Source organism: Nesterenkonia cremea (assembly GCF_014642675.1).
Lineage (GTDB): Bacteria > Actinomycetota > Actinomycetes > Actinomycetales > Micrococcaceae > Nesterenkonia > Nesterenkonia cremea.
This window is the reverse complement of the sequence record NZ_BMIS01000005.1, coordinates 1-21,856: the sequence shown is the minus strand read 5'-3', so window position 1 is coordinate 21,856 and position 21,856 is coordinate 1. Positions and strand designations below refer to the sequence as shown.

Sequence of the window (21,856 nt, the reverse complement as noted above, 5' to 3'; positions counted from 1 at the left end):
GTCCCCGCAGCCCGTGGGCTGCGGGGACTTCTCTGTATGGACGCCTTCGCGAGGCGGAGCGATCACTTCTTGCGCTTGCGCTTCTCCCTGACGCGCATGCTGACTTCGATGGGCGTACCCGTGAAGTCGAAGGTCTCGCGCAGCCGGCGCGTGATGAACCGCCGATAGCCCGGATCCAGGAAACCGGTGGTGAAGAGCACGAAGCGCGGCGGCCGCGTGGAGGGTTGGGTGGCGAAGAGGATGCGCGGCTGCTTGCCGCCGCGGACCGGATGCGGATGCGCTGCGACCAGCTCACCCAGGAAGGCGTTGAGCCGCCCGGTGGGGATGCGCTGCTCCCAGTTCTCCAGCGAGGTCTCCAGCGCCGGCGCCAGCTTGTCCTTATGCCAACCGGTCCGGGCCGAGACGTTGACCCGTGGCGCCCAGGAGATATGCCCCAGGTCCCGCTCGATCTCACGCTCCAGGTAGAAGCGACGCTCATCATCGAGCAGGTCCCACTTGTTGTAGGCCAGCACGATGGCGCGGCCGGAGTCCAGAGCCATCTGGATGATCCGCACATCCTGCTCGGAGACCGGCTCCTCCACCGAGAGCAGCACGACGGCGACCTCGGCCTTGTCCAGGGCACGCTGGGTCCGCAGCATCGCATAGTACTCAGAGCCTGAGGCCATATGCTGCCGGCGTCGGATACCCGCCGTGTCCACGAAACGCCACTGCTCCCCGCCGAGCTCGACCAGCTCGTCCACCGGGTCGCGGGTGGTGCCGGCGACGTTGTCCACGACCACGCGGTCGGAGCCGGCCAGCTTGTTCAGCAGCGAGGACTTGCCCACATTCGGCCGTCCCACCAGGGCCACGCGACGCGGTCCGCCCAGCGGCACCATTCCGCCGTGCTGAGCGGTATCCGGCATAGCCTTGACCGCGGCGTCGAGCAGATCGCCGGTGCCGGTGCCGTGCAGCGCGGAGACCGGGTAGGGCTCACCCAGTCCGAGGTTCCACAGTGCGTAGACCTCGGCCATCTGGGAGGAGTCGTCGATCTTATTGGCCGCCAGCATCACCGGCTTCTTCTTCCGGCGCAGCATCTTGACCACGGCCTCGTCCACGGCGGTGGCACCCACCAGTCCGTCGACCACGAAGACCACGGCGTCGGCCTCGTCCACAGCCAGCTCGGCCTGCTCGGCCACCCGCTTATGGATACCCTTGGCGTCCTGCTCCCAGCCGCCGGTGTCCACCAGGGTGAAGTCCTTGCCGTTCCACTCGGCGTCATAGGAGACGCGATCACGGGTCACGCCCGGGACGTCCTCCACCACAGCCTGCTTGGAACGGATGATGCGGTTGACCAGGGTGGACTTGCCCACATTCGGCCGGCCCACGATGGCCAGCACCGGCGGTGCCGGGACGAAGGGCTCGTAGTCCTCCTCGCCCTCTTCCAGGCTCAGCAGGGCGGCGTCGTCGTCCTCGAGCTCATAATCCTCGAGGCCGGCGCGCAGGGCCTCGGCACGTGACTCGGTCTCCTCCTCGGTCAGTTCGGCGAGCCGCTCGGCGACTCGGTCGTCCTCTGTGGCGGGGACGTACTCGTCGCCGAAATCAGAGTGCTGGGTCATGGGATGCTGCTCCTTGGATACGGCCCACGAGCGCCTCGACGGTCTCCTCGAGGGTGAGGTCTGAGGAGTCCAGAACGGCCACACCGTCGGCCGCCTCAGTGAAGTTCGATGCTGCAGAGTCTTTCTTGTCCCGCTCCAGGACCTGGACCTTCAGGTCCTGCTCGGACTGGGTGCCGCCCATCTGCAGACCCCGACGGCGCAGCCGCGCCTCGGCCGAGGCGGTCAGCAGCACCCGCACCTGGGCGTCGGGGGCGACCACAGAGGTGATGTCGCGGCCCTCGGCCACCACGAAGCCGGCGTCGTCGATGAGCTGCCGCTGGGCGGCGATCAGCAGGGAGCGGGCCCTGCGGTTGGTGGCGACCTCGGATACCTTCTCAGAGATGCGAGCCTCACGGATCTCAGCGGTCACGTCGGTCTCCCCCACGGTGATGACCTGGTGGTCCGGATCCGTAGAGATGCACAGCGGCAGCGACTCCACCGCCAGAGCCACAGCGTCCTCGTCATCGAGGTCCACGTCCTGGTCCAGGCAGTACCAGGTGGCGGCCCGGTACATCGCCCCTGTGTCCAGGTAGGCCGCTCCCACCGTCTTGGCCGCGGCACGGCAGACGCTCGACTTGCCGGACCCCGAGGGTCCGTCCACGGCCACGATCAGTCGGCTCACGACTGGACCACCTTCCATCCCATTTCGTTCAGCGCCTGGGCGAGTTCATCCCGCCTGCCAGGCAGTACAGAGAGTTCCACCATACCGACCTGGTGGCCGGCGGAGTGATCCATGCGCATGTCCTCCACGTTCACCCCGGTGATGGCGACATCGTTGAGGACTGCGGCGATCTGACCAGGCTTGTCGTCCACGATCACCGTCAGCACCGAGAAGGCCCGCGGCGGTGCGCCGTGCTTGCCCGGGATCCGAGCCACACCGGCGTTGCCCTCCGCGATGAGCTGGGCCAGATCGGCCTGAGACCCTGCCGCCGAGGGGTCCTCCAGCGTGCCGATGAGCCGCTGGACGTCCTCGCGCAGCCCGTAGAGGATCTCCAGCACCGCAGCGGAGTTGCCGCTGAGGATCTGGACCCAGAGGTTCGGATCGCTGGCAGCGATCCGGGTGACGTCGCGCAGTCCGTTGCCGGAGAGTTCCAGCGCATCGGAGGGGGCGTCCTGCAGCCGGCTGGCCACCAGAGAGGCGGCCACCTGCGGCAGATGCGAGATCAGCGCCACGGACTCGTCATGGAAGCTGGGCGTCATCCGGTGGATGCTGGCGCCCAGCCGGCGTGCGATCTCCTCGGCCCAGGCCACGGCGGCATCGGTGGAGAGCCGGCCGGCGTGGGGGTGCTCTGCGGGGCAGATGACCCAGGGCATAGAGGTGAACAGCTCGCCGCGGGCGGCCACCGGCCCGGAGCGCTCACGCCCGGCCATCGGGTGGGTGCCCACATAGCGGCCCAGATCGGCGCGGTCGAGGCCGAAGTCGGGGGCCTCGGCCAGCCGGATCAGGTCGGTGAGCACACCGGCCTTCACCGAGGCGATGTCCAGCACCACGGCCTGGCGGTGATGGGCCAAGGCTGCGGCGAGCTCCTCGGCGGTGGACTCCGGGGGCGCGGCGACGATCACGATCTCTGCCTCGTCCTCACCGTTCCACGCCGTGCCGGCGCCGATGTCCTCGGCGATCCGCTGGGCGGTGGCCGAGATGTCGGAGAGCCAGACCGTGTGCCCGGCGGCACGCAGGCCCAGGCCGATGCTCGCCCCGAGCAGTCCGGTGCCGCGGATCAGGACGGTGGGCGTCTCGCGGGAGGACTCGGGAACTGTGGTCAGCGGGTTCAGGGCCTCTCCCCTCCTTCGGGCGTGGTGGGTGCGGCGGTGAGCTCGAGCAGGTGGCCCAGCTCCTGCTTGCCCAGATCCCGCACAGTGCCCTGCTTCTGGTCTCCGATGGTGATCTGGCCGATGGCGGTGCGCACCAGACGCAGCACCGGGTGGCCGACGTGGTCGAACATGCGCCGCACGATCCGGTTGCGCCCCGAGTGCAGGGTCACTTCGATCATGGTGCGGCTGCCGGTGCTGCCCAGGATGCGGCAGCTGTCGGCGGCGATGGGCCCGTCCTCGAGCTCGATCCCCTCCAGCAGCTGCTTGGGCACGGACTTCCTCACCGAACCGGCAACTTCGACCATGTAGGTCTTGGGCACCTCATAGGAGGGATGGGTGAGCCGGTGGGCCAGCTCGCCGTCGTTGGTCAGCAGCAGCAGTCCCTCGGTCTCGCGGTCCAGCCGGCCCACATGGACCAGGCGTGCCGCGACCATCTCCTCGGTGAGGTGGTCGTTGATCGCGGGGCGTCCCTGCGGGTCCGACAGAGTGGTGACCACTCCTGCGGGCTTGTTGAACATGACGTAGCGGTGCTCCACGTCCAGGCTCAGCCGCACTCCGTCCACGTGGATGGTCACGGCCTCCGGACGCACACGCACACCGGGCTCGACGACGACCTTGCCGTCCACCTCGACCCGACCCTCAGCGATGAGACCCTCGCAGACGCGCCGGGAGGCCACGCCGGCCTGGGCCAGGACCTTCTGCAGGCGGATGCCGTCCGGGTCATGGACGGATTCGAAGTTCTGCTCGGCTTCGCTCAGCCGCGGCTTGGACCGCTGGGGGCCGCTGCGGAGGATCCGCTGCGGGTCCTCCCCGGCGAAGGGTCCGCCGGACCTGCCCGGTGGAGGGGTGCGCGCAGCACGCGCGGCACGCGGCTCTTTCCGGGAAGTCATGAGGGACAGTCTATCGGCCCAGAGAGGCTGGGGACGAAGCGGCCCTCAGTACCGGTCCGACTCGCCGAACTCCTCCACGGCGTCCACACCGGGCAGATGTGGGGAGAGTTGCGGAAGCTCCTCCACCGAGCCGATGCCCAGCTTCTCCAGGAAGGTCGGCGTGGTCGTATACAGCGTGGCGCCGGTGACCGGATCGGTTCCGGCGGTGTCCACCAGATCCCGGTGGACCAGAGTGCGCACGACGCCGTCCACGTTGACTCCACGGATGGCCGCCACCTGCGAGCGCGCCACCGGCTGCCGGTAGGCGATCACGGCGAGGGTCTCCAGCGCCGCCTGGGAGAGCCGCGCGGTCTGGCCGCCCAGGATGAAGGCGGAGACCTGATCGGCGTAGGTGAGCCGGGAGTAGAACCGGTATCCCCCGGCCACCTGGCGCAGCTCGTAGCCGCGCTGTCGTCCGTCGCCTTCGCCGTCGGCGTCGAGCCTGATCTCATCGAGCAGGGCGACCACCTGGTGCTCGGAGAGCTTGAGCGCGGCGGCCAGCTCGGCCGGGGCGACCGGCTCCTCGGCCACCATGAGCACGGCCTCCAGTGCGGCCAGATGATCCTCGTGGGCGACCAGCTCGCTGCTGCTGTGGTCCTCCAGCGCGGGGTCACTCATTCGTTCCACTCCTCTTCGGCACGGCTCAGGGCCTCGGTCTCTCCGGTCTCGGAGCCGGACCAGGTGACGGTCAGCTCCCCCAGGGGTGTGGCCTGCTCCAGCTCCACGTCGCGGTCGCGGAAGAGCTCCAGCAGGCCCAGGAAGCGTACGACGACGACCAGTCGGTTGGCCGCGTCGGAGACCAGTTCGGAGAAGCTGACGGTGCCGGCCGCCCGCAGCACGGCGGTCATCGTCTGCATCTCCTCACGGATGTTGACCGCATGGGCGTGCAGATGCTCCAGGCGGACGTCGTCGGGCTCTGCCGCCGGGCGGGCGAAGGCCTTCTCGGCGATGGCGGCCAGATCCTCGGGGGTGGTCTTGAAGACCAGCTCGGGCATGAGCCCGGCCAGCTCCGGGTCGGTGCCGGGCTGGCGCGGACAGCGGCCCTCGTTCTGCTCGGCAGCCTGCTTGATGTGCCCGGCGATCTGTTTGAAGGCCCGGTACTGCAGCAGACGGGCGAAGAGCAGGTCGCGGGCTTCCAGGGCGGCGATGTCCTCCTCAGACTCCACCTCTGCGCTGGGCAGCAGCTGGGCCGCCTTGAGGTCCAACAGGGTGGCGGCGATCAGGATGAAGTTGGAGGACTCGTCCAGCGCCTTCTCGTGGGAGAGCTCGCGGACATAGGCCACGAACTCGTCGGTGACCGCGGAGAGGGCCACTGTGGTCACGTCCATCTTCCGCTTGGCGATCAGCCCCAGCAGCAGGTCGAAGGGGCCGTCGAAGTTCTCCAGGGAGACGGAGAAGCCGGAGGTGGACTCAGCCTCCTCCGGCACCGCATCTGCAGCCTCCAGCTCTATGGCGCCCCACCCCGAGCCACCAGCTCACGGGCCAGTTGGCGGTAGGCCTTGGCGCCCTCATGCTTCTGCGCATAGGAGGTGATGGGTTCGGCGGCCACAGTGGCGTCGGGGAACTTCACCGTGCGCTTGATGACCGTCTCGAAGACCTTCTCCCCAAAGGCCTCCACGATGCGCGAGATGACTTCCTTGCTGTGCAGGGTGCGCAGATCGACCATGGTGACCAGCACGCCGTCGACCTCCAGGTCCGGGTTCAGCCGGTCCTGGACCTTCTCGATGGTGTCGACCAGCAGCGCCACCGCACGCAGGGCGAAGAACTCGGCCACCAGCGGGATGACCACGCCGTGGGCCGCGGTGAGCGCGTTGACGGTCAGCAGGCCCAGCGAGGGCTGGCAGTCGATGATGATGACGTCGTAGTCGTCGCGGACCGGGCGCAGCGCACGGTCGAGGACCTGTTCGCGGGCCACCTCGTTGACCAGCTGCACCTCAGCCGCGGAGAGGTCGATGTTGGCCGGCAGCAGGTCCACGCCCTGCACATGGGTGGAGACGATGGCGTCCCGTGCGGAGACCTCGCGCTCCATCATGACGTTGTAGACGGTGGTCTCCAGGTCATGCGGACTGGTGCCCAATCCTGCCGACAGCGCGGCCTGGGGGTCGAAGTCCACCATGAGCACGCGCCGGCCGTATTCGGCCAGGGCGGCGCCGAGGTTGATGGCCGAGGTGGTCTTGCCCACTCCGCCCTTCTGATTGACCATCGCGATGGTCCGTGCCGGGCCGTGGCCGTCCAGGGCCTTGGGCACCGGGAACTCATGCTTGGGGCGGCCGGTGGGGCCGATGATCGCATCTCCGTGGATGGTGAAGAGCTCTCTCGGCTGCTCGCTGGTCAACGTCTTCCTGCCTTCCTCTGCAGTCCGCAACCTGACCAGAGTATCGCGCAGCATGTTTCAGACAATATGACGGGACAAGTCCAACTTGAAGGTTGTCCGCACTCACCCGGCAGCTCGCCGCAGCACCGGCAGCAGCTCCTCGATGACCCCGGCATCTTCGATGGTCGAGGGCACCCGGTAGTCCTCGCCGTCGGCGATCTGCCGCATGGTCTTGCGCAGGATCTTGCCCGAACGCGTCTTAGGCAGAGCCCCGACCACGGCCACGTCTTTGAAGTCGGCCACCGGTCCGATGCTGCTGCGCACCTGGGCGGCTAGCTCCGCGCGCAGCTGTTCCTCGGCGATCTGGGCTCCGGACTTCAGCACCACATAGCCCGAAGGCCGCTGTCCCTTGAGCTCATCGGCCAGTCCGATCACCGCGCATTCGGCCACGGCAGGATGGGCCGCCACGGCCGCCTCGATCTCACCGGTGGAGAGCCGGTGGCCGGCCACGTTGATCACATCATCGGTCCGGCCCATGACGAAGACATAGCCGTCCTGGTCGATATACCCGGAGTCACCGGTGGTGTAGTAACCGGGGAAAGCGGTGAGATAGGAGTCCACATACCGCTGGTCATCGCCCCAGAGCGTGGTCAGGGTGCCCGGCGGCATGGGCAGGCGGATGGCGAGGTTTCCCTCCTGACCGGCCGGGAGCGGCTCGCCGAAGGGATCGAGCACCTCCACCTGATATCCGGCCGCCGGCAACGTGGCCGAGCCTTCCTTCACCGGCAGCAGCTCGACGCCGGCCGGATTGGCCGCGATGGGCCAGCCGGTCTCGGTCTGCCACCAGTTGTCGATCACCGGGACGCCCAGGGCCTCCCCGATCCACCGCTGGGTCTCCGGATCCAGCCTCTCCCCAGCAGCGAAGAGATACCGCAGGGAGCTCAGGTCGTACTCCCCCACCCGTTCGGCCTGCGGATCCGCCTTCCCGATGGCGCGCAGGGCGGTGGGCGCGGTGAACAGCGAGGTGATGCGGTGGTCCTGGACCAGCCGCCAGAAGGCGCCGGCGTCGGGGGTTCCCACCGGTTTGCCCTCATAGAGCACGGTGGTGGCCCCGGCCAGCAGCGGGGCGTAGACGATATAGGAGTGGCCCACCACCCAGCCCACATCGGAGGCGGTGAGGATGGTGTCGCCGGGGCCGACGTCGAAGATGGCCGGCAGCGACCAGCTCAGCGCCACGGCGGTGCCGCCCTGGTCCCTGACCACGCCCTTGGGCCTGCCGGTGGTGCCGGAGGTGTAGAGCACATAGAGCGGATCGGTGGCCGCCACGGTCACAGGGTCCGCCGGCTGGGCGTCGGCGAGCGCGGTCTCCCAGTCATGCCATTGGGCCGCAGAGCCCTCGGCGGCCTCCTCGCGGCTGTGTGCGAAGCCTTCGCGGTGGCTGACCACCACATGGGAGACCTCATGCTCGGCCAGTCGGACCGCCTCGGCCACTGTGGGAAGGTACTCCACGAGTCGGCTGGGCTCGATGCCTCCGGCCGCGGTGAGCACCACATCCGGTGCGGCGTCGTCGATCCTGGAGGCGAGCTCGGCGGCGGCGAATCCGCCGAAGACCACCGAGTGCACCGCTCCCAGCCGCGCGCAGGCGAGCATGGCGATGGGCGCCTGGGGAATCATCGGCAGGTAGAGGATGACCCGGTCCCCGGCCCCGACGCCGAGGTCAGCCAGCATCCCGGCGGTGCGGGCCACCTCATCGCGCAGCTCGCGGTAGCTGAAGCTCTGCTGCAGTGGGCCGCGCTCGCCGGACTGCCCGCCGGCCACGGCGGAGTCGTAGATGAGCGCGGTCTGCTCGCCGCGTCCGGCGGCCACATGGCGGTCCAGTGCGTTGTGGCAGAGGTTGAGCCGTCCGTCGGGGAACCACCGGTAGAGCGGTGCGCGGGAGTCGTCGAGGGCGCACTGCGGGGCGCAGTCCCAGTCCACGGCCTGGGCCGCCTCCAGCCAGAACTGCTCGGGGTCCTGCACGGAGCGGGTGTAGAGATCCGCATATGCCATAGTTCCTCCTGCCTCCTGCCTGAGACCATGATGTGCATCACACTATAGCGGAAGCATGTATACACAGATAGTGCTCCAGCGGTGAATCTTTGGAGATAATCCTGCTGACTCTCGTCAATCACTCCTACTGTGTATACACTGATCCCATGCGAGCAAGTGATGTGGCTTATACCGCGCTGCGCGATGACATCGTGGAGGGCCGCCTGGCCCCAGACACTGTGCTGGGCGAGGTGGAGCAGTCCGAGCGCCTGGGCGTCTCCCGGACCCCGATCCGCGAGGCCTTCTCCAGGCTGACCGCCGCCGGCCTGGCCCTGCAGTCCCCCGGCCGCGGCACGGTGGTGAGCCCGATCTCCCTTGCCGATGTGGATCACCTCTTCGAGCTGCGCATCCCGCTGGAGACCCAGGCCACCCAGCTGGCCGCCCAGCGCGGAGAGCGAGCTCCCTTCGCCACCCTGGCCGAGGAGTTCGCCGCCGTGGCCGAGCACGGCCCCGGCACGGCCGACCAGCCCGGCGCTCCTGACCAGCCCAGCACCTCGGAATATTACCGGCTGGCCGCGGAGCTCGACGCCGCAGTCGACGCCGCCGTGGCCAATCCGTATCTGAGCACGGCCCTGCAGTCGCTGCGGGTGCATCTGGTGCGCATCCGGCGCCTGGCCCAGGACGAGCCGCAGCGGCTGACCGCCTCCGCGTATGAGCACCGGGACATCTGCCGCGCCATCGCCGCCGGAGATCCCGAACTGGCCCGGGCCGCCGCCGCAGTGCATCTGCGCCGCAGCCTGACCTACATCAAAGCAGCAGCAGAGAACCAGACATCCCAGGAAGACTCCCTACGGAAGGAAGCGATCCCCTCATGATCGATCACACTGTCCGCGTCTACCGCAGCGAAGAGAACCTTCCGCGTCAGGACCAGCTCGCCTGGAAGATCGCCCAGACCGCGGTGGACCCGGTGAGCACCGATCCGGAGGTCACCGATATGGTGATCAACCGCATCATCGACAATGCCTCGGTGGCGGTGGCCTCGCTGAACCGTGCGCCCATCGTGGCCGCCCGCGCCCAGGCACTGGACCACCCGGTCTCGGCCAACGGCTCCGGCGCCGCGATCTTCGGCGTGGACGGAGCCTCCTCCCCCGAATGGGCCGCGTGGGCCAACGGTGTGGCCGTCCGCGAGCTGGACTATCACGACACCTTCCTGGCCGCCGACTACTCCCACCCCGGGGACAACATCCCGCCGATCCTGGCCGTGGCACAGCACACCGGACGCTCCGGGGCGGATCTGATCCGGGGGATCGTCACCGGGTATGAGATCCAGGTGAACCTGGTCAAGGCCATCTGCCTGCACAAGCACAAGATCGACCACGTGGCCCATCTGGGTCCCTCGGCCGCCGCAGGACTGGGCACGCTGCTGGGCCTGGAGACCGAGACGATCTTCCAGGCGGTGGGCCAGGCGCTGCACACCACCACCGCGACCCGCCAGTCCCGCAAGGGCGAGATCTCCACCTGGAAGGCCCATGCCCCGGCCTTCGCCGGGAAGATGGCGGTGGAGGCGGTGGACCGATCCCTGCGCGGCCAGACCTCCCCGGTGCCGATCTACGAAGGTGAGGACGGGGTCATCGCCTGGATGCTGGACGGTCCCGACGCCGAATACACCGTTCCGCTGCCCGCCCCCGGTGAGGCTAAGCGCGCCATCCTGGACACCTACACCAAGGAGCATTCGGCGGAGTACCAGGCCCAGGCCTGGATCGATCTGGCGCGGAAGCTGCACCAGGAGCATCCGGAGGTCACCGATCCGGCGAACGTGGAATCGGTGCTGATCCGTACCAGCCACCACACCCACTATGTGATCGGCTCCGGGGCCAACGACCCGCAGAAATACGAACCTACCGCCTCCCGCGAGACCCTCGACCACTCCATCCCCTATATCTTCACCGTGGCGTGTCAGGACGGCGCCTGGCACCACGTGGATTCCTACGCCCCGGAGCGCGCGGGCCGGGAGGACACCGTGGCGCTCTGGCACAAGGTCACCACCGAGGAGGACCCGGAGTGGACCCGCCGGTACCACTCCCCGGACATCTCGGAGAAGGCCTTCGGCGGATCCGTGGAGATCCGACTCCGCGATGGGAGCACCATCACCGATGAGATCGCCGTGGCCGATGCCCACCCGCTGGGCGCCCGCCCCTTCGCCCGCGGGCAGTACATCGCCAAGTTCCGCGCCCTGGCCGAGCCGGTCATCGCCGCTGAGGAGATCGAGCGCTTCCTGCAGGCGGTCCAGCGCCTGGAGTCCCTGGAGGCCGGAGAGCTGGGACAGCTGAACATCCGAGCCGCCGACGGCGTGATCGACCCGTCCGCCGGTCCCCGCGGGCTGTTCTGAGCGGACCGATCCGAGAGGAGTCACCTGATGCTCTACGCACAGACCACCCCCGAGCAGAAGCGCAAGGATCTCCGCGCGATGCTCACCCCGGGCGCCGCCCGGCAGTTCCCCGGCAGCTTCACCCCGCTGAGCGCCCCGCTGATCGAGGAGAAGGGCTTCGACGGCCTCTACGTCTCCGGGGCGGTGCTGGCCAATGAGCTGGGCCTGCCCGACGTCGGGCTCACCACGCTGACCGAGGTGGCCCAGCGGGCCGGGCAGATCGCCCGACTGACGAATCTGCCCACGCTGGTGGACGCCGACACCGGATTCGGGGAACCGATGAACGTGGCCCGCACCGTCCAGGAGCTGGAGAACGCGGGGATCGCCGGTTGCCATATCGAGGACCAGTTCAATCCCAAGCGCTGCGGGCATCTGGACGGGAAGAACATGGTGGACCTGGAGACCGCCACCAAGCGGATCCGTGCGGCGGCCGAGGGCCGCCGGGACGAGAACTTCCTGGTCATGGCGCGGACGGATCTGCGTGCCACCGAGGGCCTGGACGCCGCCATCGACCGAGCCAAGGCCATGGTGGACGCAGGAGCGGACGCCCTCTTCCCGGAGGCGCTGCGCAGCCTGGAGGAGTTCGAGGCCGTCTGCTCCGCCGTGGAGGTCCCGGTGCTGGCGAATATGACCGAGTTCGGCAAGTCCGAGCTCTACACCCGTGACCAGCTGGCCGCGGCCGGCGTCGCGCTGATCATCTATCCGGTCACCTCGCTGCGCTCAGCGATGGGCGCGGTGGAGCGCACGCTGGACACGCTGCGCAGCGAGGGCACCCAACAGCCGGCGGTGGGGCAGATGATGACCCGCGCCCGGCTCTACGAACTGGTCGACTACGAGACCTACAACACCTTCGACAGCGGAATCTTCAACTTCGAAGTCCCACAGCACTACACGACCTGAGGAGGTCAGTGATGAGCGAAGAGACGATCTATAAGGGCCTGGCCGGAGTGGTCGCCGACCACACCGCCATCTCCAAGGTGAACCCGGAGACCAATTCGCTGCTCTACCGGGGCTACCCGGTCCAGCAGCTGGCCGCACAGCTGAGCTTCGAAGAGGTCGCTCTGCTGCTGTGGACCGGTGAGCCGCCCACTGAGCAGGAGCGCGAGGAGTTCATCGCCTTCGAGCGCAGCCACCGGGCGCTGGGCCCGCGGGTGAAGTCCGCAGTGGATCTGCTGCCCACCGACTGCCACCCCATGGATGTGGGCCGCACCGCGGTCTCCGTGCTGGGGGCCGACCACCCTCAGGCTGAGGATTCCTCCCCCGAGGCCGAGCTGGCCAAAGCCAAGGAGCTCTTCGCCGCCTTCCCCGCCGTGGTCGCCTATGACCAACGACGCCGGCGCGGGCTGGAGCCGGTGGAGCCCCGCCCGGACCTGGACTACTCGCAGAACTTCCTGTGGATGACCTTCGGCGAGGAGGCCGCACCTGAGGTGGTGGATGCCTTCCGCGTCTCGATGGTGCTCTACGCGGAGCACTCCTTCAACGCCTCCACCTTCACCGCCCGCGTGGTGACCTCCACGCTCTCGGATCTGCACTCGGCGATCACCGCTGCCATCGGTGCGCTGAAGGGTCCGCTGCACGGAGGCGCCAATGAGGCGGTGATGCACACCTTCGAGGAGATCGGCATCGATCCCCAGGAGACCCGTGAGCAGGCTGCCGCCCGGGCCAAGTCCTGGATGGAGGAGGCGTTGGAGAGCGGCCGGAAGGTCATGGGCTTCGGGCACCGCGTCTATAAGCACGGCGACTCCCGCGTGCCGACGATGAAATCGGCGCTGGATGCGATGGTGGAGCACTATGGGCGCGATGAGCTGATGGGCCTCTACGACGGGCTGGAGGCCGCCATGGATGAGGCCAAGGGCATCCTGCCGAATCTGGACTATCCGGCCGGGCCCACGTATCACCTCATGGGCTTCGACACCGAGATGTTCACTCCGTTGTTCATCGCCTCACGGATCACCGGGTGGACAGCTCATATCCGCGAGCAACGGGCTGACAACTCGCTGATCCGGCCGCTGAGTGCCTACTCGGGTCCCGCGGAACGTTCCTTGTAGGAGCACCGAGGTTCAGCGGGCGCGGGGGTGGGCTGTGGCGTACTGCTCCTGGAGCACCTCCGCGCTGACCTTGGTGTAGATCTGCGTGGTGGTGACCGAGGCGTGGCCCAGCATCTCCTGGACCATGCGGATCCCGGCGCCGCCGTCGAGCATATGGGTGGCGCAGGAGTGCCGCAGCGTATGCGGTGAGACCTCCTGCTCGATGCCGGCCTCCTCGGCATGGCGCTGCAGAATGGTCCAGGCCGACTGCCGAGAGAGCCGTCCGCCGAGCTTGTTGAGGAACAGAGCCGGCGACGGCGCCCGGCGGCTCTTCGCCGAGGACCTCGCCACCGCCTCGGCCAACTCCGGCCGACCAGCGGTCAGGTAGTTGCTGATGGCCTGCTGGGCCAAGGTGCCCACCGGGACCAGACGCTGCTTATCGCCCTTGCCGGTGACCCGGACGACCACGAGCTGATCGGGGTTTCCCTCTCCCCCGCCGTCGTTCACGTGGACACCCGTTCGCGGACCGCCCCCGCCATCCTTCGGATGCCCGGGGACCTCTGTATCCGCTTTCTGAGAGATGACGTGAACGTCATCCACATCTAGTGACACTGCCTCGGTGATGCGCGCGCCGGTGGCGTAGAGGAACTCAAGCAGGGCGCGGTCGCGCAGGCCCAGTGCGGTGGCGCGGCTGGGCGCCTCCAGCAGGCGCTGGACCTCATCCACGCTGAGCGCTTTGGGCAGCGTCTCAGCGGGTTTGGGCGCAGTGACATGGGCCGCCGGATCGTGGGTGGTCCGTCCCTCCTGCGCCCAGTACTTATGCAGTCCGCGCACGGAGGCGAGAATGCGGGCCAGAGAGCGTTCGGCCATGGCGAAGCCGCCGTCCTCACCGGTTCCCACAGTGCGCAGGAACTCGGCGATCAGCGTCTCTTCGATCTGCCGGGGTTCGCTGATCTGCTGGTGCAGCAGGAAGGCCCCATAGCGCAGCAGATCATTGCGGTAGGAGCTCAGCGTGTTCTCCGAGGAGCCCCGTTCGATCCGCAGATGTGTCAGATAGTCGGTGATCTCCCCCCCGATGGAGGTGGAGGGCACCTCGGCGCGCAGCCGCCGGTAGCGCTCCCCCACCTCCATCGGTTCAGATGCCGGATCTCTGCGGCTCAGCCGCGGCGGGCCAGGCCGGCGCCGATCAGACCAGCGAAGAGCGGATGCGGGTTGGTCGGCCGCGACTTCAGCTCCGGGTGCGCCTGGGTGGAGACGTAGTAGGGGTGCTGCTCCGCCGGAAGCTCCACGAACTCCACCAGTGTGCCGTCCGGGGAGGTGCCGGAGAAGACCAGTCCCGCCTCGGAGAGCTGCTCGCGGTAGGCGTTGTTCACCTCGTAGCGGTGGCGATGACGCTCGGTGATCTCCGTGGCGCCGTAGGCTCCGGCCACCACACTGCCCTCGGCCAGGGAGGCGGCGTAGGAGCCCAGGCGCATCGTACCGCCGAGGTCGCCGGCGCCGTCGACGATGTCCTTCTGCTCCTCCATGGTGGCGATCACCGGGAACTGGGTGTCCGGGTCGAACTCGGTGGAGTTGGCCTCGGAGAGTCCCACCACGTTGCGGGCGTACTCCATGACCATGGTCTGCAGCCCCAGACACAGGCCCAGAGCCGGGATGCCGTTCTCACGAGCATGGCGCAGTGCGCCGATCTTGCCGTCCAGGCCGCGCACACCGAAGCCGCCGGGCACGCAGATCGCGTCCGCGCCCTCCAGGGCCTTGGCCGCTCCCTCCTCGGAGGCGCACAGATCGGAGGCCACCCAGCGGATCTTGGTCTTGGCATTGTGGGCGAAGCCGCCGGCCCGCAGCGCCTCGGTCACCGAGAGGTAGGCGTCCGGCAGGTCGATGTACTTGCCGACCAGGGCCACCTCCACCTCGTGATCGGGGTGGTGGACGGTGTTGAGCAGCTTGTTCCAGGTCTCCCAGTTCACGTCCTGGAACTTCAGATCCAGGGACTGGACCACATAGGCGTCGATGGCCTGCTTATGCAGGATGCGCGGGATGTCGTAGATGCTCGGGGCGTCCGGGCAGTTGATCACGGCGTCCTCGCCCACATCACACATCCGAGAGATCTTGCCGCGGATCTCCTGAGGCAGCTCGTGGCCTGAACGCAGCACGATGCCGTCGGGCTGGATGCCGATGGAGCGCAGTGCGGCCACCGAATGCTGGGTGGGCTTGGTCTTCAGCTCCTGGCTGGGGCCGATGAAGGGCACCAGGGAGACGTGCAGGAAGAAGACGTTCTCCCGGCCGATGTCCTGACGGACCTGACGGGCCGCCTCCAGGAAGGGCTGGGACTCGATGTCGCCGACGGTGCCGCCGATCTCGGTGATGATGATGTCGGGGGCCTTGCCCTCCTCCGCCTCATCGGCGGGAAGGCGCATACGGCGCTTGATCTCATCGGTGATGTGCGGGATGACCTGGACGGTGTCGCCGAGGTAGTCGCCGCGGCGCTCCTTCTCGATCACCGTGGAGTAGATCTGCCCGGTGGTCACGTTGTTCAGACCGTCGAGGTTCTCATCCAGGAAGCGCTCGTAGTGACCGATGTCCAGGTCGGTCTCAGCACCGTCCTCGGTGACGAAGACTTCACCGTGCTGGAAGGGGTTCATGGTGCCCGGATCCACGTTCAAGTAGGGATCGAGCTTCTGCATGACCACGGAGAGGCCCCGTGCGCGGAGCAGATGCCCCAGAGACGATGCAGTCAGGCCCTTGCCGAGGGAGGAGACGACGCCTCCGGTGACAAAGATCTGTCGAGTAGTAGGGAGGCTGTTCTGGTTCCGTGAATTGTTTCGCTGCGCCACGGGGTTCCATCCTATCAGTCGTGAGCGGTGCACGATGCATTGCTGATCAGCTCCCGTGCATGGGCACGGGCCGAATCGGAGTCCTCCTGGCCGGCGAGCATCCGGGCGAGCTCGCTGACCCTCTGGTCCTCGTCCAGAGCGGTGACGTCGGAGGCGGTGAACCCTCCGGTGTCGCCCTCTCCCGGGACCGACTCTTTGAAGACGCGGATGTGGTTCTGCGCGTAGGCCGCCACCTGGGGCAGGTGGGTCACCACGATGACCTGCACGTGTTGGGCCAGCATGGCCAGACGTCTGCCGATCTGCACGGCCGCCTTGCCCCCGACGCCGGCGTCCACCTCGTCGAAGATAAAGGTTCCGGTATCCGTCTTGGCCGCCAGCACCACCTCCAGGGCGAGCATGACGCGGGAGAGCTCACCACCGGAGGCCCCCTTGCCCAGCGGCAGCGGATCGGAGCCGGAGTGCGGGGCCAGCAGCAGCGTCACCGTATCCGCGCCGTGCGGCCCCAGCTCCTGAGAAGCTGCGACCTGCACCACGATCCGCGCATGGGGCATGGCCAGAGCGGTGAGCTCCACGCTGACCGCCTCGGCCAGCCGCTCCCCGGTCTCCTGACGACGCCGGCGCAGGTCCTCGGCCGACTCCCAGAGCTTCGACTCGAGCTGCTCCAGCTCGGCAGCCAGGTCATCGATGCGGTCGGCATCGGACTGCAACGTACTCAGCCGCTGACGGGACTCCTCGGCCCAGGCCAGCACGGCGTCGATATCCGGGCCGTAGAGACGGATGAGGCGGTCCAGCTCGGCGCGGCGCTGATGGACTTCGGCCAGGCGTTCGGGCCCGGACTCGTCCAGGCTCGCGGCGTAGACGCCCAGCTGTGAGGCGGCGTCGTTGAGCAGCGAGGAGACGGAGCTGATCTGCTCGGAGATCTCACCGAGCTCACGGTCCTGGTCCTGGACTCCGGCCAGGGCCGCGGCGGCGGCCTCCACCATCTCCACCGCATTGGGGGCATCCACGGCCGTCTCGGCGGCGTCGGGGCCTGAGAGCGCCTGCTGGGCGCTGCGGGCGGCCTCGCGCAGGCCCTCCACGTTCTCCAGCTTCAGCGACTCCTCCTTCAGCGCGGCATCCTCGCCGGGCTGCGGGTCCGCCTCATCGATCTGCTCCAGAGCCTGCTGCAGCTGCTCGGCCTCGCGGCGTCGCTCCCGCTCGTTGGTGGTGATCTCCTCGAGCTCGTCGCGCTTGGCCAGATAGTCCTGATAGCCCGCCCGGTAGCTCTTCAGCGCGGCGGCGAACTCCTCGCCGGCGTGGCGGTCCAGGGCGGCGCGCTGGGCGGCGGCGGACTTCAGGCGCAGCTGGTCGCTCTGTCCGTGGACGGTGACCAAGGAGGATCCGATCTCACCGAGCATGGTCACCGGCACGCTGCGTCCGCCCACGCTGGCTCGGCTGCGGCCCTTGGCACTGAGCGCGCGGCCCAGCAGCAGCTGGATCTGCTGGTCGGAGGCGGCGGCGGTGTCGTCCTTCCCCTCCTCGGCAGGCTCCTCGTCCAGCCAGGCTCCGGCCTCGCGGGCGAGCTCCACGGAGTGATGTCCTGCCTCCACGGTGACCTCGGCGTCCACAGATGCCTTATCGGCGCCGCGGCGCACGGCGGTGGCCTCGGCCCGGGCGCCCAGCAGCAGGCCCAGCGCTGTGACCACCATAGTCTTGCCCGCACCGGTCTCACCGGTGACCACGTTGAAGCCAGGATGCAGGGGCAGCTCGGCGCGTTCGATGACGCCGAGGTCGCTGATGGTGACGTTCTCGATCATCGGATCTCCTCCCCCATCGGGTGGGAGACCTGGTTCTCAGCGTCCACGGGGCCGCGCCAGCCGCTGGTGGGCAGGTTGAACTTGTCCACCAGCCGCTCGGAGAAGGGCGTCTGGTTGACCCGGGCCAGCAGGACCGGGCGCTCGGATCGGGTGACCTCCACGCGGGATCCGGCGGGCAGCTCCAGGGAGCGCCGGCCGTCGCACCACAGCACTCCGTGCTCGTCCTCGCGCTGGAGCACCTCCACGGCCATGATCGAGTCCGGGTCCACCACCAGGGGCCGGGAGAACAGGGCATGGGCGGAGATCGGCACCATGACCAGGGCCTGGACCTCGGGCCAGACCACGGGGCCGCCTGCGGAGAAGGCATAGGCGGTGGAGCCGGTGGGGGTGGCCATGACCACGCCGTCGCAGCCGAAGGCGGAGACCGGACGGCCGTCGATCTCGATGACCAGGTCGACCATCCGCTCCCGAGAGTGCTTCTCGATGCTGGCCTCATTCAGAGCCCAGCTGCTGCCGACATGCTCGCCGGCATTCCAGACCTGGACGTCGAGGGCCATGCGGCGCTCCACGGTGTAGTCCTGCTCGACCACCCATTCCACGGAGGAATCCAGCTCAGTGCGCTCCGATTCGGCGAGGAAGCCGACATGGCCGAGGTTCACGCCCATCAGCGGCAGGTCAGCCTCGCGGACCAGATCGGCGGCCCGCAGAATGGAGCCGTCTCCGCCGAGGACCATGCCCACCTCGCAGCGCTGCAGCGGGACTTCGCGTCCGGCCACGGCCACCGGGGTGTTCTGGAACTCATCGCCCAGCAGACGGGCCAGCGAGTCGATGTCCTTCTCCAACATGACGGGAGTCAGCCCCGCTGAGACCAGGCGGGTGACGACGGCGGCGGCGGCCTCGACGGCGTCGTGGCGACCGGTGTGGGCCAGCACCAGCACTTCCCTCGTCATCAGCACCTACTCCTTGTCGTCGAAATCGATGCTCCCCAGCTTACTGTCCACCTCAGACACCGCACCTCGACTGTCCACATCCTGTGACATCGGGCGGCGCAGGTGCAGGAAGAATTCGAGGTTCCCGTCCTGTCCGGACAGGGCCGAGCGGTGCACCGACTCCAGCCTCAGCCCGGCCTGAAGAGCAGAGTCCACGACGCCGGCCACCGCCTCCCGGCGCAGCTGGGGGCTGGTGACCACGCCGGTGCGGGCCAGACGCTCCCGCCCCACTTCGAACTGCGGCTTGACCATGATGAGCATGTCGCCGCCGGCGCGGATCTGCGGGGCAAGGGGAGCCAGGACCAGGCGCAGAGAGATGAAAGAGAGGTCGGCGACGATGAGGTCGAAGGACTCCCCCAGGTCTCCGGGGCGCAGGTGGCGCAGGTTGAGGCCTTCGCGGTTCTCCACGCGGGGGTCCTGGCGCAGCGGTGGGGCCAGCTGGTCGTGCCCCACGTCCACGGCCACCACCTGGGCAGCTCTGCGGGAGAGCAGCACCTGGGTGAAGCCTCCGGTGGAGGCTCCGGCATCCAGGCATCGGGTGCCCTCCACGGAGACCTCGGGGCAGGCCTCGAGGGCGCCCAGGAGCTTATGGGCGGCACGGCTGACCCAGGGATCCTCCGCGGTGACCCGCACACTGTGGGCAGCAGTGATCTTCACGGCGGGACGCTGGGCCTGTTGACCGTCCACGGTGACCGCTCCAGACTGGATCAGCTGGGCGGCACGGCTGCGTGTGGCCACCAGACCACGATCCACCAATGCCTTGTCCAGGCGGATTCGCTCCATCTGGGGCCTCTCTAGTCTCGGCTGGTCGCATCCAGGCGACGACTGAGGCTGTGGTGCAGCTCCTCGGCCTCCTGGATATGTGTCTCCAGCGCCTCCAGGCTCATCTCGTCAGAATCATCCTGCTCGGCAGTGTCCGGCTCAGGGCTGTCTTCCTCAGACGTGCCCTCTGCAGGGGCGCCCTCTTGCGGCGCAGCCTCAGAGAGCTCCGGCTGTTCGACCTGCTCCTCCCGCTGCTCGCCCTCGAGATTCTCCTGCTCGTGGTGCTCTTGGGTCATAGCGATCGATGCTCCCCGGAGAAGAGGTCGTCGAGGGTCCGCAGAATCCAGCGCGGCCGGTGGTCCGCAGCAGCACCGGCGGCGGATTCGGCAGAGTCGATGCCTGTCAGCACCAGCGCGGTGGTGAACTCAGCACGGTTGCCGCCGAGGATGTCGGTGTCCAAGCGATCCCCCACCACCAGCGGTGCAGAGAGCTCGAGCCCGGCGGCGGCCTGTTCGAAGAGCACCGGCTCGGGCTTGCCGGCCGCCTGAGGGTGCTGTCCCGTGGCGTGGGTGATGGCGGCGGCCAATGCACCGTTGCCTGGGGCGATGCCCTCTGCCCGCGGGATGCTCAGGTCAAGATTGGTGGCGAACCAGGTGGCACCTGCGTTGATCGCATAGGCGGCCTCGGCAAGATCCTCCCATCCGAGCGTGGGGTCAAAGCCCTGGATGACCGCATTCGGCCGATCAGAGGCGCGCTCCACCACGGTGAATCCGGCCTCCTGGACCAGACCGCGCAGGTAGCTGCTTCCGGTGACCAGGACGGTGGAGCCGCCAGGCAGCCGCTCTGTCATCAGGCGCACCCCGGCGGGGGCAGATCCGTAGACCTCCTGGGGCTGGGCGGGGATGCCGAGCTCGCTCAGGTGTGCGGCGACCTGCTCCGCCGAGCGTGATGCGTTATTGGTGACGAAGCAGCAACGGACCCCTCGGTCCTTCAGCTTTGTGACCGCCTCCACCGCGCCGGGGACAGCTCCCGCTCCGGCGTAGAGGACTCCGTCCAGGTCGAAGAGCACACCATCGTGGGGATCGATCAGGGCAGAGGGCATCAGCTCTCCTGGGACCGATCGTCCGGTGCGGACTCGCTCTCAACGGCGTCGTCCTCGCCCGTCTCCTGCTCGGCCGGAGACACCGGGCCCTTACCCAGCAGGTCCTTGACGGTGGGGAGCTCCGCGGGCTCATCGTCGAAGTCCATGATGTCCGGATCTTCGAAGGCGCCGGTGCCCAAAGCCTTCTCTGCCACATGGCTCTGACGAGCCCACTTCTGGGCCTCTTCCTCGCGGCCCACGGCGCTGAGCGCCTCGGCGTAGGCGCTGAAGAGGCGCGGCGAGAAGCTGAAGGCCCGGTTGATGTCGAGCTCAGGGACCTCCAGGGCCTTCACCGAGGAGTCGAGGTCACCGAGATCCTGGTGGGCGCCGGAGACGACCATAGCCAGCTCGGCACGCACGGAACCGCTGAGCTTCTGCGCCTCAGGGGACTCTGCGAGCTCGATAGCCTTCTGCGGCTTGCCCAGTCCACGCTCACAATCAGCCTGCACGGGCAGATGACTCTGGTCGCCGGTGATCCGACGGTAGGTGCGCAGCTCGCGCAGAGCCTCGGCGTAGTCCCCGGCGGCATAGGCGGTGAGCCCCACGGCTTCGCGGACGATGCCGAGCCGGCCGCCGCGGCGGGATGCTGCCAAGGCATGCTCGAAGGCCAGCTGCGGATCGATGTCCACCAGACGGCCAGCCATCACCAGATGATTGGAGACCCATTTGCGGTTGGTGTCAGTCAGGCTGGTCAGCTGCGAGGCTGCCTCGCGGTCCAGCTCCTTGCCGGTCACGTCCTCGTCGATATCGGGAGACTTCTCCCGGTCCTCGGAGTTGGCGCGGCGCAGGTCCTTCGGATTATGCGGCGGGCGTTCGCGCTCAGGCCGAGGCTGCGCCGACCGCGGACGGCGGGAGGGGTTCTGCTGGCGACCGCGCCCCTGAGGGCGGCGCTGACGAGGCGGCTGTGCAGCCATGAGTGTCTACGTTCTCCTTCTGGTGCTGGAACGCTTCTCAGGATACCTCGGATGGGCTCCCTGTTAACTGACGAGAGCCGAGTCGAAGAATCGCCATTGATCCTTTGACTCGGCTCTCGTATCTAATGTGTGTTCGGCGGCGACCTACTCTCCCACACTCTTTCGGGTGCAGTACCATCGGCGCAGTAGGGCTTAGCTTCCGGGTTCGGAATGGGATCCGGGCGTTTCCCCTACGCTATGACCGCCGT

The 21,856-nt window shown here is 68.2% G+C and carries 20 protein-coding genes and 1 rRNA gene; 4 read left to right on the top strand and 17 right to left on the bottom strand.

Annotation, left to right across the window (positions count from 1 at the left end; genetic code table 11):
• Positions 1 to 62 precede the first annotated feature (62 nt).
• The 8 genes from der to IEW85_RS06695 all read right to left on the bottom strand — a co-directional run bounded on the left by der (position 63) and on the right by IEW85_RS06695 (position 8,738).
• Positions 63 to 1,595, bottom strand: coding sequence for a ribosome biogenesis GTPase Der (der, locus tag IEW85_RS06730; RefSeq protein WP_188684002.1), 1,533 nt, complete (start codon positions 1,593 to 1,595; stop codon positions 63 to 65).
• On the bottom strand, positions 1,579 to 2,256 hold the full coding sequence (cmk, locus tag IEW85_RS06725; protein ID WP_308420872.1) for a (d)CMP kinase: 678 nt from the start codon (positions 2,254 to 2,256) through the stop codon (positions 1,579 to 1,581). The genes der and cmk overlap by 17 nt, the downstream gene beginning before the upstream one ends.
• The gene (locus IEW85_RS06720) at positions 2,253 to 3,407 is read right to left on the bottom strand and encodes a prephenate dehydrogenase (protein ID WP_188684285.1); all 1,155 of its coding nucleotides are present in this window, start codon (positions 3,405 to 3,407) and stop codon (positions 2,253 to 2,255) included. The genes cmk and IEW85_RS06720 overlap by 4 nt, the downstream gene beginning before the upstream one ends.
• The gene (locus tag IEW85_RS06715) at positions 3,404 to 4,336 is read right to left on the bottom strand and encodes a pseudouridine synthase (RefSeq protein WP_188683999.1); all 933 of its coding nucleotides are present in this window, start codon (positions 4,334 to 4,336) and stop codon (positions 3,404 to 3,406) included. The genes IEW85_RS06720 and IEW85_RS06715 overlap by 4 nt, the downstream gene beginning before the upstream one ends.
• A gap of 45 nt (positions 4,337 to 4,381) precedes the next feature.
• Complete coding sequence (gene scpB, locus IEW85_RS06710) at positions 4,382 to 4,993, bottom strand: SMC-Scp complex subunit ScpB (protein ID WP_188683998.1); 612 nt, start codon at positions 4,991 to 4,993, stop codon at positions 4,382 to 4,384.
• The gene (locus IEW85_RS06705; RefSeq protein ID WP_229658868.1) at positions 4,990 to 5,802 is read right to left on the bottom strand and encodes a segregation and condensation protein A; all 813 of its coding nucleotides are present in this window, start codon (positions 5,800 to 5,802) and stop codon (positions 4,990 to 4,992) included. Before IEW85_RS06705 ends, scpB begins: the two co-directional genes overlap by 4 nt.
• A gap of 20 nt (positions 5,803 to 5,822) precedes the next feature.
• The gene (locus IEW85_RS06700; RefSeq protein WP_229658867.1) at positions 5,823 to 6,710 is read right to left on the bottom strand and encodes a ParA family protein; all 888 of its coding nucleotides are present in this window, start codon (positions 6,708 to 6,710) and stop codon (positions 5,823 to 5,825) included.
• 102 nt (positions 6,711 to 6,812) lie between these two features.
• Entirely contained in the window at positions 6,813 to 8,738 is a 1,926-nt protein-coding gene (locus IEW85_RS06695) for an AMP-binding protein (RefSeq protein WP_188683996.1), read from the bottom strand.
• A gap of 146 nt (positions 8,739 to 8,884) precedes the next feature.
• Here IEW85_RS06695 and IEW85_RS06690 point away from each other — a divergent pair, with 146 nt between their 5' ends.
• Genes IEW85_RS06690 through IEW85_RS06675 form a run of 4 tightly spaced genes read left to right on the top strand, consistent with a single transcriptional unit; the run spans position 8,885 to position 13,193 of the window.
• A complete protein-coding gene (locus IEW85_RS06690) occupies positions 8,885 to 9,592 on the top strand; it encodes a GntR family transcriptional regulator (RefSeq protein ID WP_188683995.1) in 708 nt (235 codons plus the stop codon).
• Entirely contained in the window at positions 9,589 to 11,106 is a 1,518-nt protein-coding gene (locus IEW85_RS06685; protein WP_188683994.1) for an MmgE/PrpD family protein, read from the top strand. Before IEW85_RS06690 ends, IEW85_RS06685 begins: the two co-directional genes overlap by 4 nt.
• 27 nt (positions 11,107 to 11,133) lie before the next feature.
• Positions 11,134 to 12,045 (top strand): methylisocitrate lyase, encoded by a 912-nt coding sequence (gene prpB / locus IEW85_RS06680; protein ID WP_188683993.1) that lies wholly within the window; start codon positions 11,134 to 11,136, stop codon positions 12,043 to 12,045.
• 11 nt (positions 12,046 to 12,056) lie between these two features.
• Complete coding sequence (locus IEW85_RS06675; protein WP_188683991.1) at positions 12,057 to 13,193, top strand: bifunctional 2-methylcitrate synthase/citrate synthase; 1,137 nt, start codon at positions 12,057 to 12,059, stop codon at positions 13,191 to 13,193.
• A gap of 12 nt (positions 13,194 to 13,205) precedes the next feature.
• On the opposite strand, the gene IEW85_RS06670 is transcribed toward IEW85_RS06675, so the two are convergent.
• The 9 genes from IEW85_RS06670 to rrf form a co-directional block, all read right to left on the bottom strand.
• The gene (locus tag IEW85_RS06670) at positions 13,206 to 14,303 is read right to left on the bottom strand and encodes a site-specific tyrosine recombinase XerD (RefSeq protein ID WP_188683989.1); all 1,098 of its coding nucleotides are present in this window, start codon (positions 14,301 to 14,303) and stop codon (positions 13,206 to 13,208) included.
• Between the two features lie 26 nt (positions 14,304 to 14,329).
• On the bottom strand, positions 14,330 to 16,024 hold the full coding sequence (gene pyrG, locus IEW85_RS06665) for a CTP synthase (RefSeq protein WP_188684281.1): 1,695 nt from the start codon (positions 16,022 to 16,024) through the stop codon (positions 14,330 to 14,332).
• On the bottom strand, positions 16,021 to 17,802 hold the full coding sequence (recN, locus tag IEW85_RS06660; RefSeq protein ID WP_188683988.1) for a DNA repair protein RecN: 1,782 nt from the start codon (positions 17,800 to 17,802) through the stop codon (positions 16,021 to 16,023). Before recN ends, pyrG begins: the two co-directional genes overlap by 4 nt.
• Positions 17,799 to 18,752: an NAD kinase gene (locus IEW85_RS06655; RefSeq protein ID WP_188683987.1), complete on the bottom strand. Its 954-nt coding sequence runs from the start codon at positions 18,750 to 18,752 to the stop codon at positions 17,799 to 17,801. Before IEW85_RS06655 ends, recN begins: the two co-directional genes overlap by 4 nt.
• A 6-nt stretch (positions 18,753 to 18,758) precedes the next feature.
• Positions 18,759 to 19,574, bottom strand: coding sequence for a TlyA family RNA methyltransferase (locus IEW85_RS06650; RefSeq protein WP_188683986.1), 816 nt, complete (start codon positions 19,572 to 19,574; stop codon positions 18,759 to 18,761).
• An 11-nt stretch (positions 19,575 to 19,585) separates the two neighbouring features.
• On the bottom strand, positions 19,586 to 19,849 hold the full coding sequence (locus tag IEW85_RS06645) for a hypothetical protein (protein ID WP_188683985.1): 264 nt from the start codon (positions 19,847 to 19,849) through the stop codon (positions 19,586 to 19,588).
• Entirely contained in the window at positions 19,846 to 20,655 is an 810-nt protein-coding gene (locus IEW85_RS06640; protein ID WP_188683984.1) for an HAD-IIA family hydrolase, read from the bottom strand. Before IEW85_RS06640 ends, IEW85_RS06645 begins: the two co-directional genes overlap by 4 nt.
• Positions 20,655 to 21,608, bottom strand: coding sequence for a tetratricopeptide repeat protein (locus IEW85_RS06635; RefSeq protein WP_194461735.1), 954 nt, complete (start codon positions 21,606 to 21,608; stop codon positions 20,655 to 20,657). Before IEW85_RS06635 ends, IEW85_RS06640 begins: the two co-directional genes overlap by 1 nt.
• A 131-nt stretch (positions 21,609 to 21,739) precedes the next feature.
• A 5S ribosomal RNA gene (gene rrf / locus IEW85_RS06630) occupies positions 21,740 to 21,855 on the bottom strand.
• Position 21,856 lies beyond the last annotated feature (1 nt).

Excerpts from the sequence above, each read along its gene's own strand:
- IEW85_RS06635 (WP_194461735.1), bottom strand. The coding sequence starts at position 21,608 with ATGGCTGCACAGCCGCCTCGTCAGCGCCGCCCTCAGGGGCGCGGTCGC.
- IEW85_RS06685 (WP_188683994.1), top strand. The coding sequence starts at position 9,589 with ATGATCGATCACACTGTCCGCGTCTACCGCAGCGAAGAGAACCTTCCG.
- IEW85_RS06670 (WP_188683989.1), bottom strand. The coding sequence starts at position 14,303 with ATGGAGGTGGGGGAGCGCTACCGGCGGCTGCGCGCCGAGGTGCCCTCC.
- prpB (WP_188683993.1), top strand. The coding sequence starts at position 11,134 with ATGCTCTACGCACAGACCACCCCCGAGCAGAAGCGCAAGGATCTCCGC.
- IEW85_RS06715 (WP_188683999.1), bottom strand. The coding sequence starts at position 4,336 with ATGACTTCCCGGAAAGAGCCGCGTGCCGCGCGTGCTGCGCGCACCCCT.
- IEW85_RS06655 (WP_188683987.1), bottom strand. The coding sequence starts at position 18,752 with ATGACGAGGGAAGTGCTGGTGCTGGCCCACACCGGTCGCCACGACGCC.
- IEW85_RS06640 (WP_188683984.1), bottom strand. The coding sequence starts at position 20,655 with ATGCCCTCTGCCCTGATCGATCCCCACGATGGTGTGCTCTTCGACCTG.
- IEW85_RS06695 (WP_188683996.1), bottom strand. The coding sequence starts at position 8,738 with ATGGCATATGCGGATCTCTACACCCGCTCCGTGCAGGACCCCGAGCAG.
- scpB (WP_188683998.1), bottom strand. The coding sequence starts at position 4,993 with ATGAGTGACCCCGCGCTGGAGGACCACAGCAGCAGCGAGCTGGTCGCC.
- recN (WP_188683988.1), bottom strand. The coding sequence starts at position 17,802 with ATGATCGAGAACGTCACCATCAGCGACCTCGGCGTCATCGAACGCGCC.
- IEW85_RS06690 (WP_188683995.1), top strand. The coding sequence starts at position 8,885 with ATGCGAGCAAGTGATGTGGCTTATACCGCGCTGCGCGATGACATCGTG.
- IEW85_RS06675 (WP_188683991.1), top strand. The coding sequence starts at position 12,057 with ATGAGCGAAGAGACGATCTATAAGGGCCTGGCCGGAGTGGTCGCCGAC.
- IEW85_RS06645 (WP_188683985.1), bottom strand. The coding sequence starts at position 19,849 with ATGACCCAAGAGCACCACGAGCAGGAGAATCTCGAGGGCGAGCAGCGG.
- IEW85_RS06650 (WP_188683986.1), bottom strand. The coding sequence starts at position 19,574 with ATGGAGCGAATCCGCCTGGACAAGGCATTGGTGGATCGTGGTCTGGTG.
- der (WP_188684002.1), bottom strand. The coding sequence starts at position 1,595 with ATGACCCAGCACTCTGATTTCGGCGACGAGTACGTCCCCGCCACAGAG.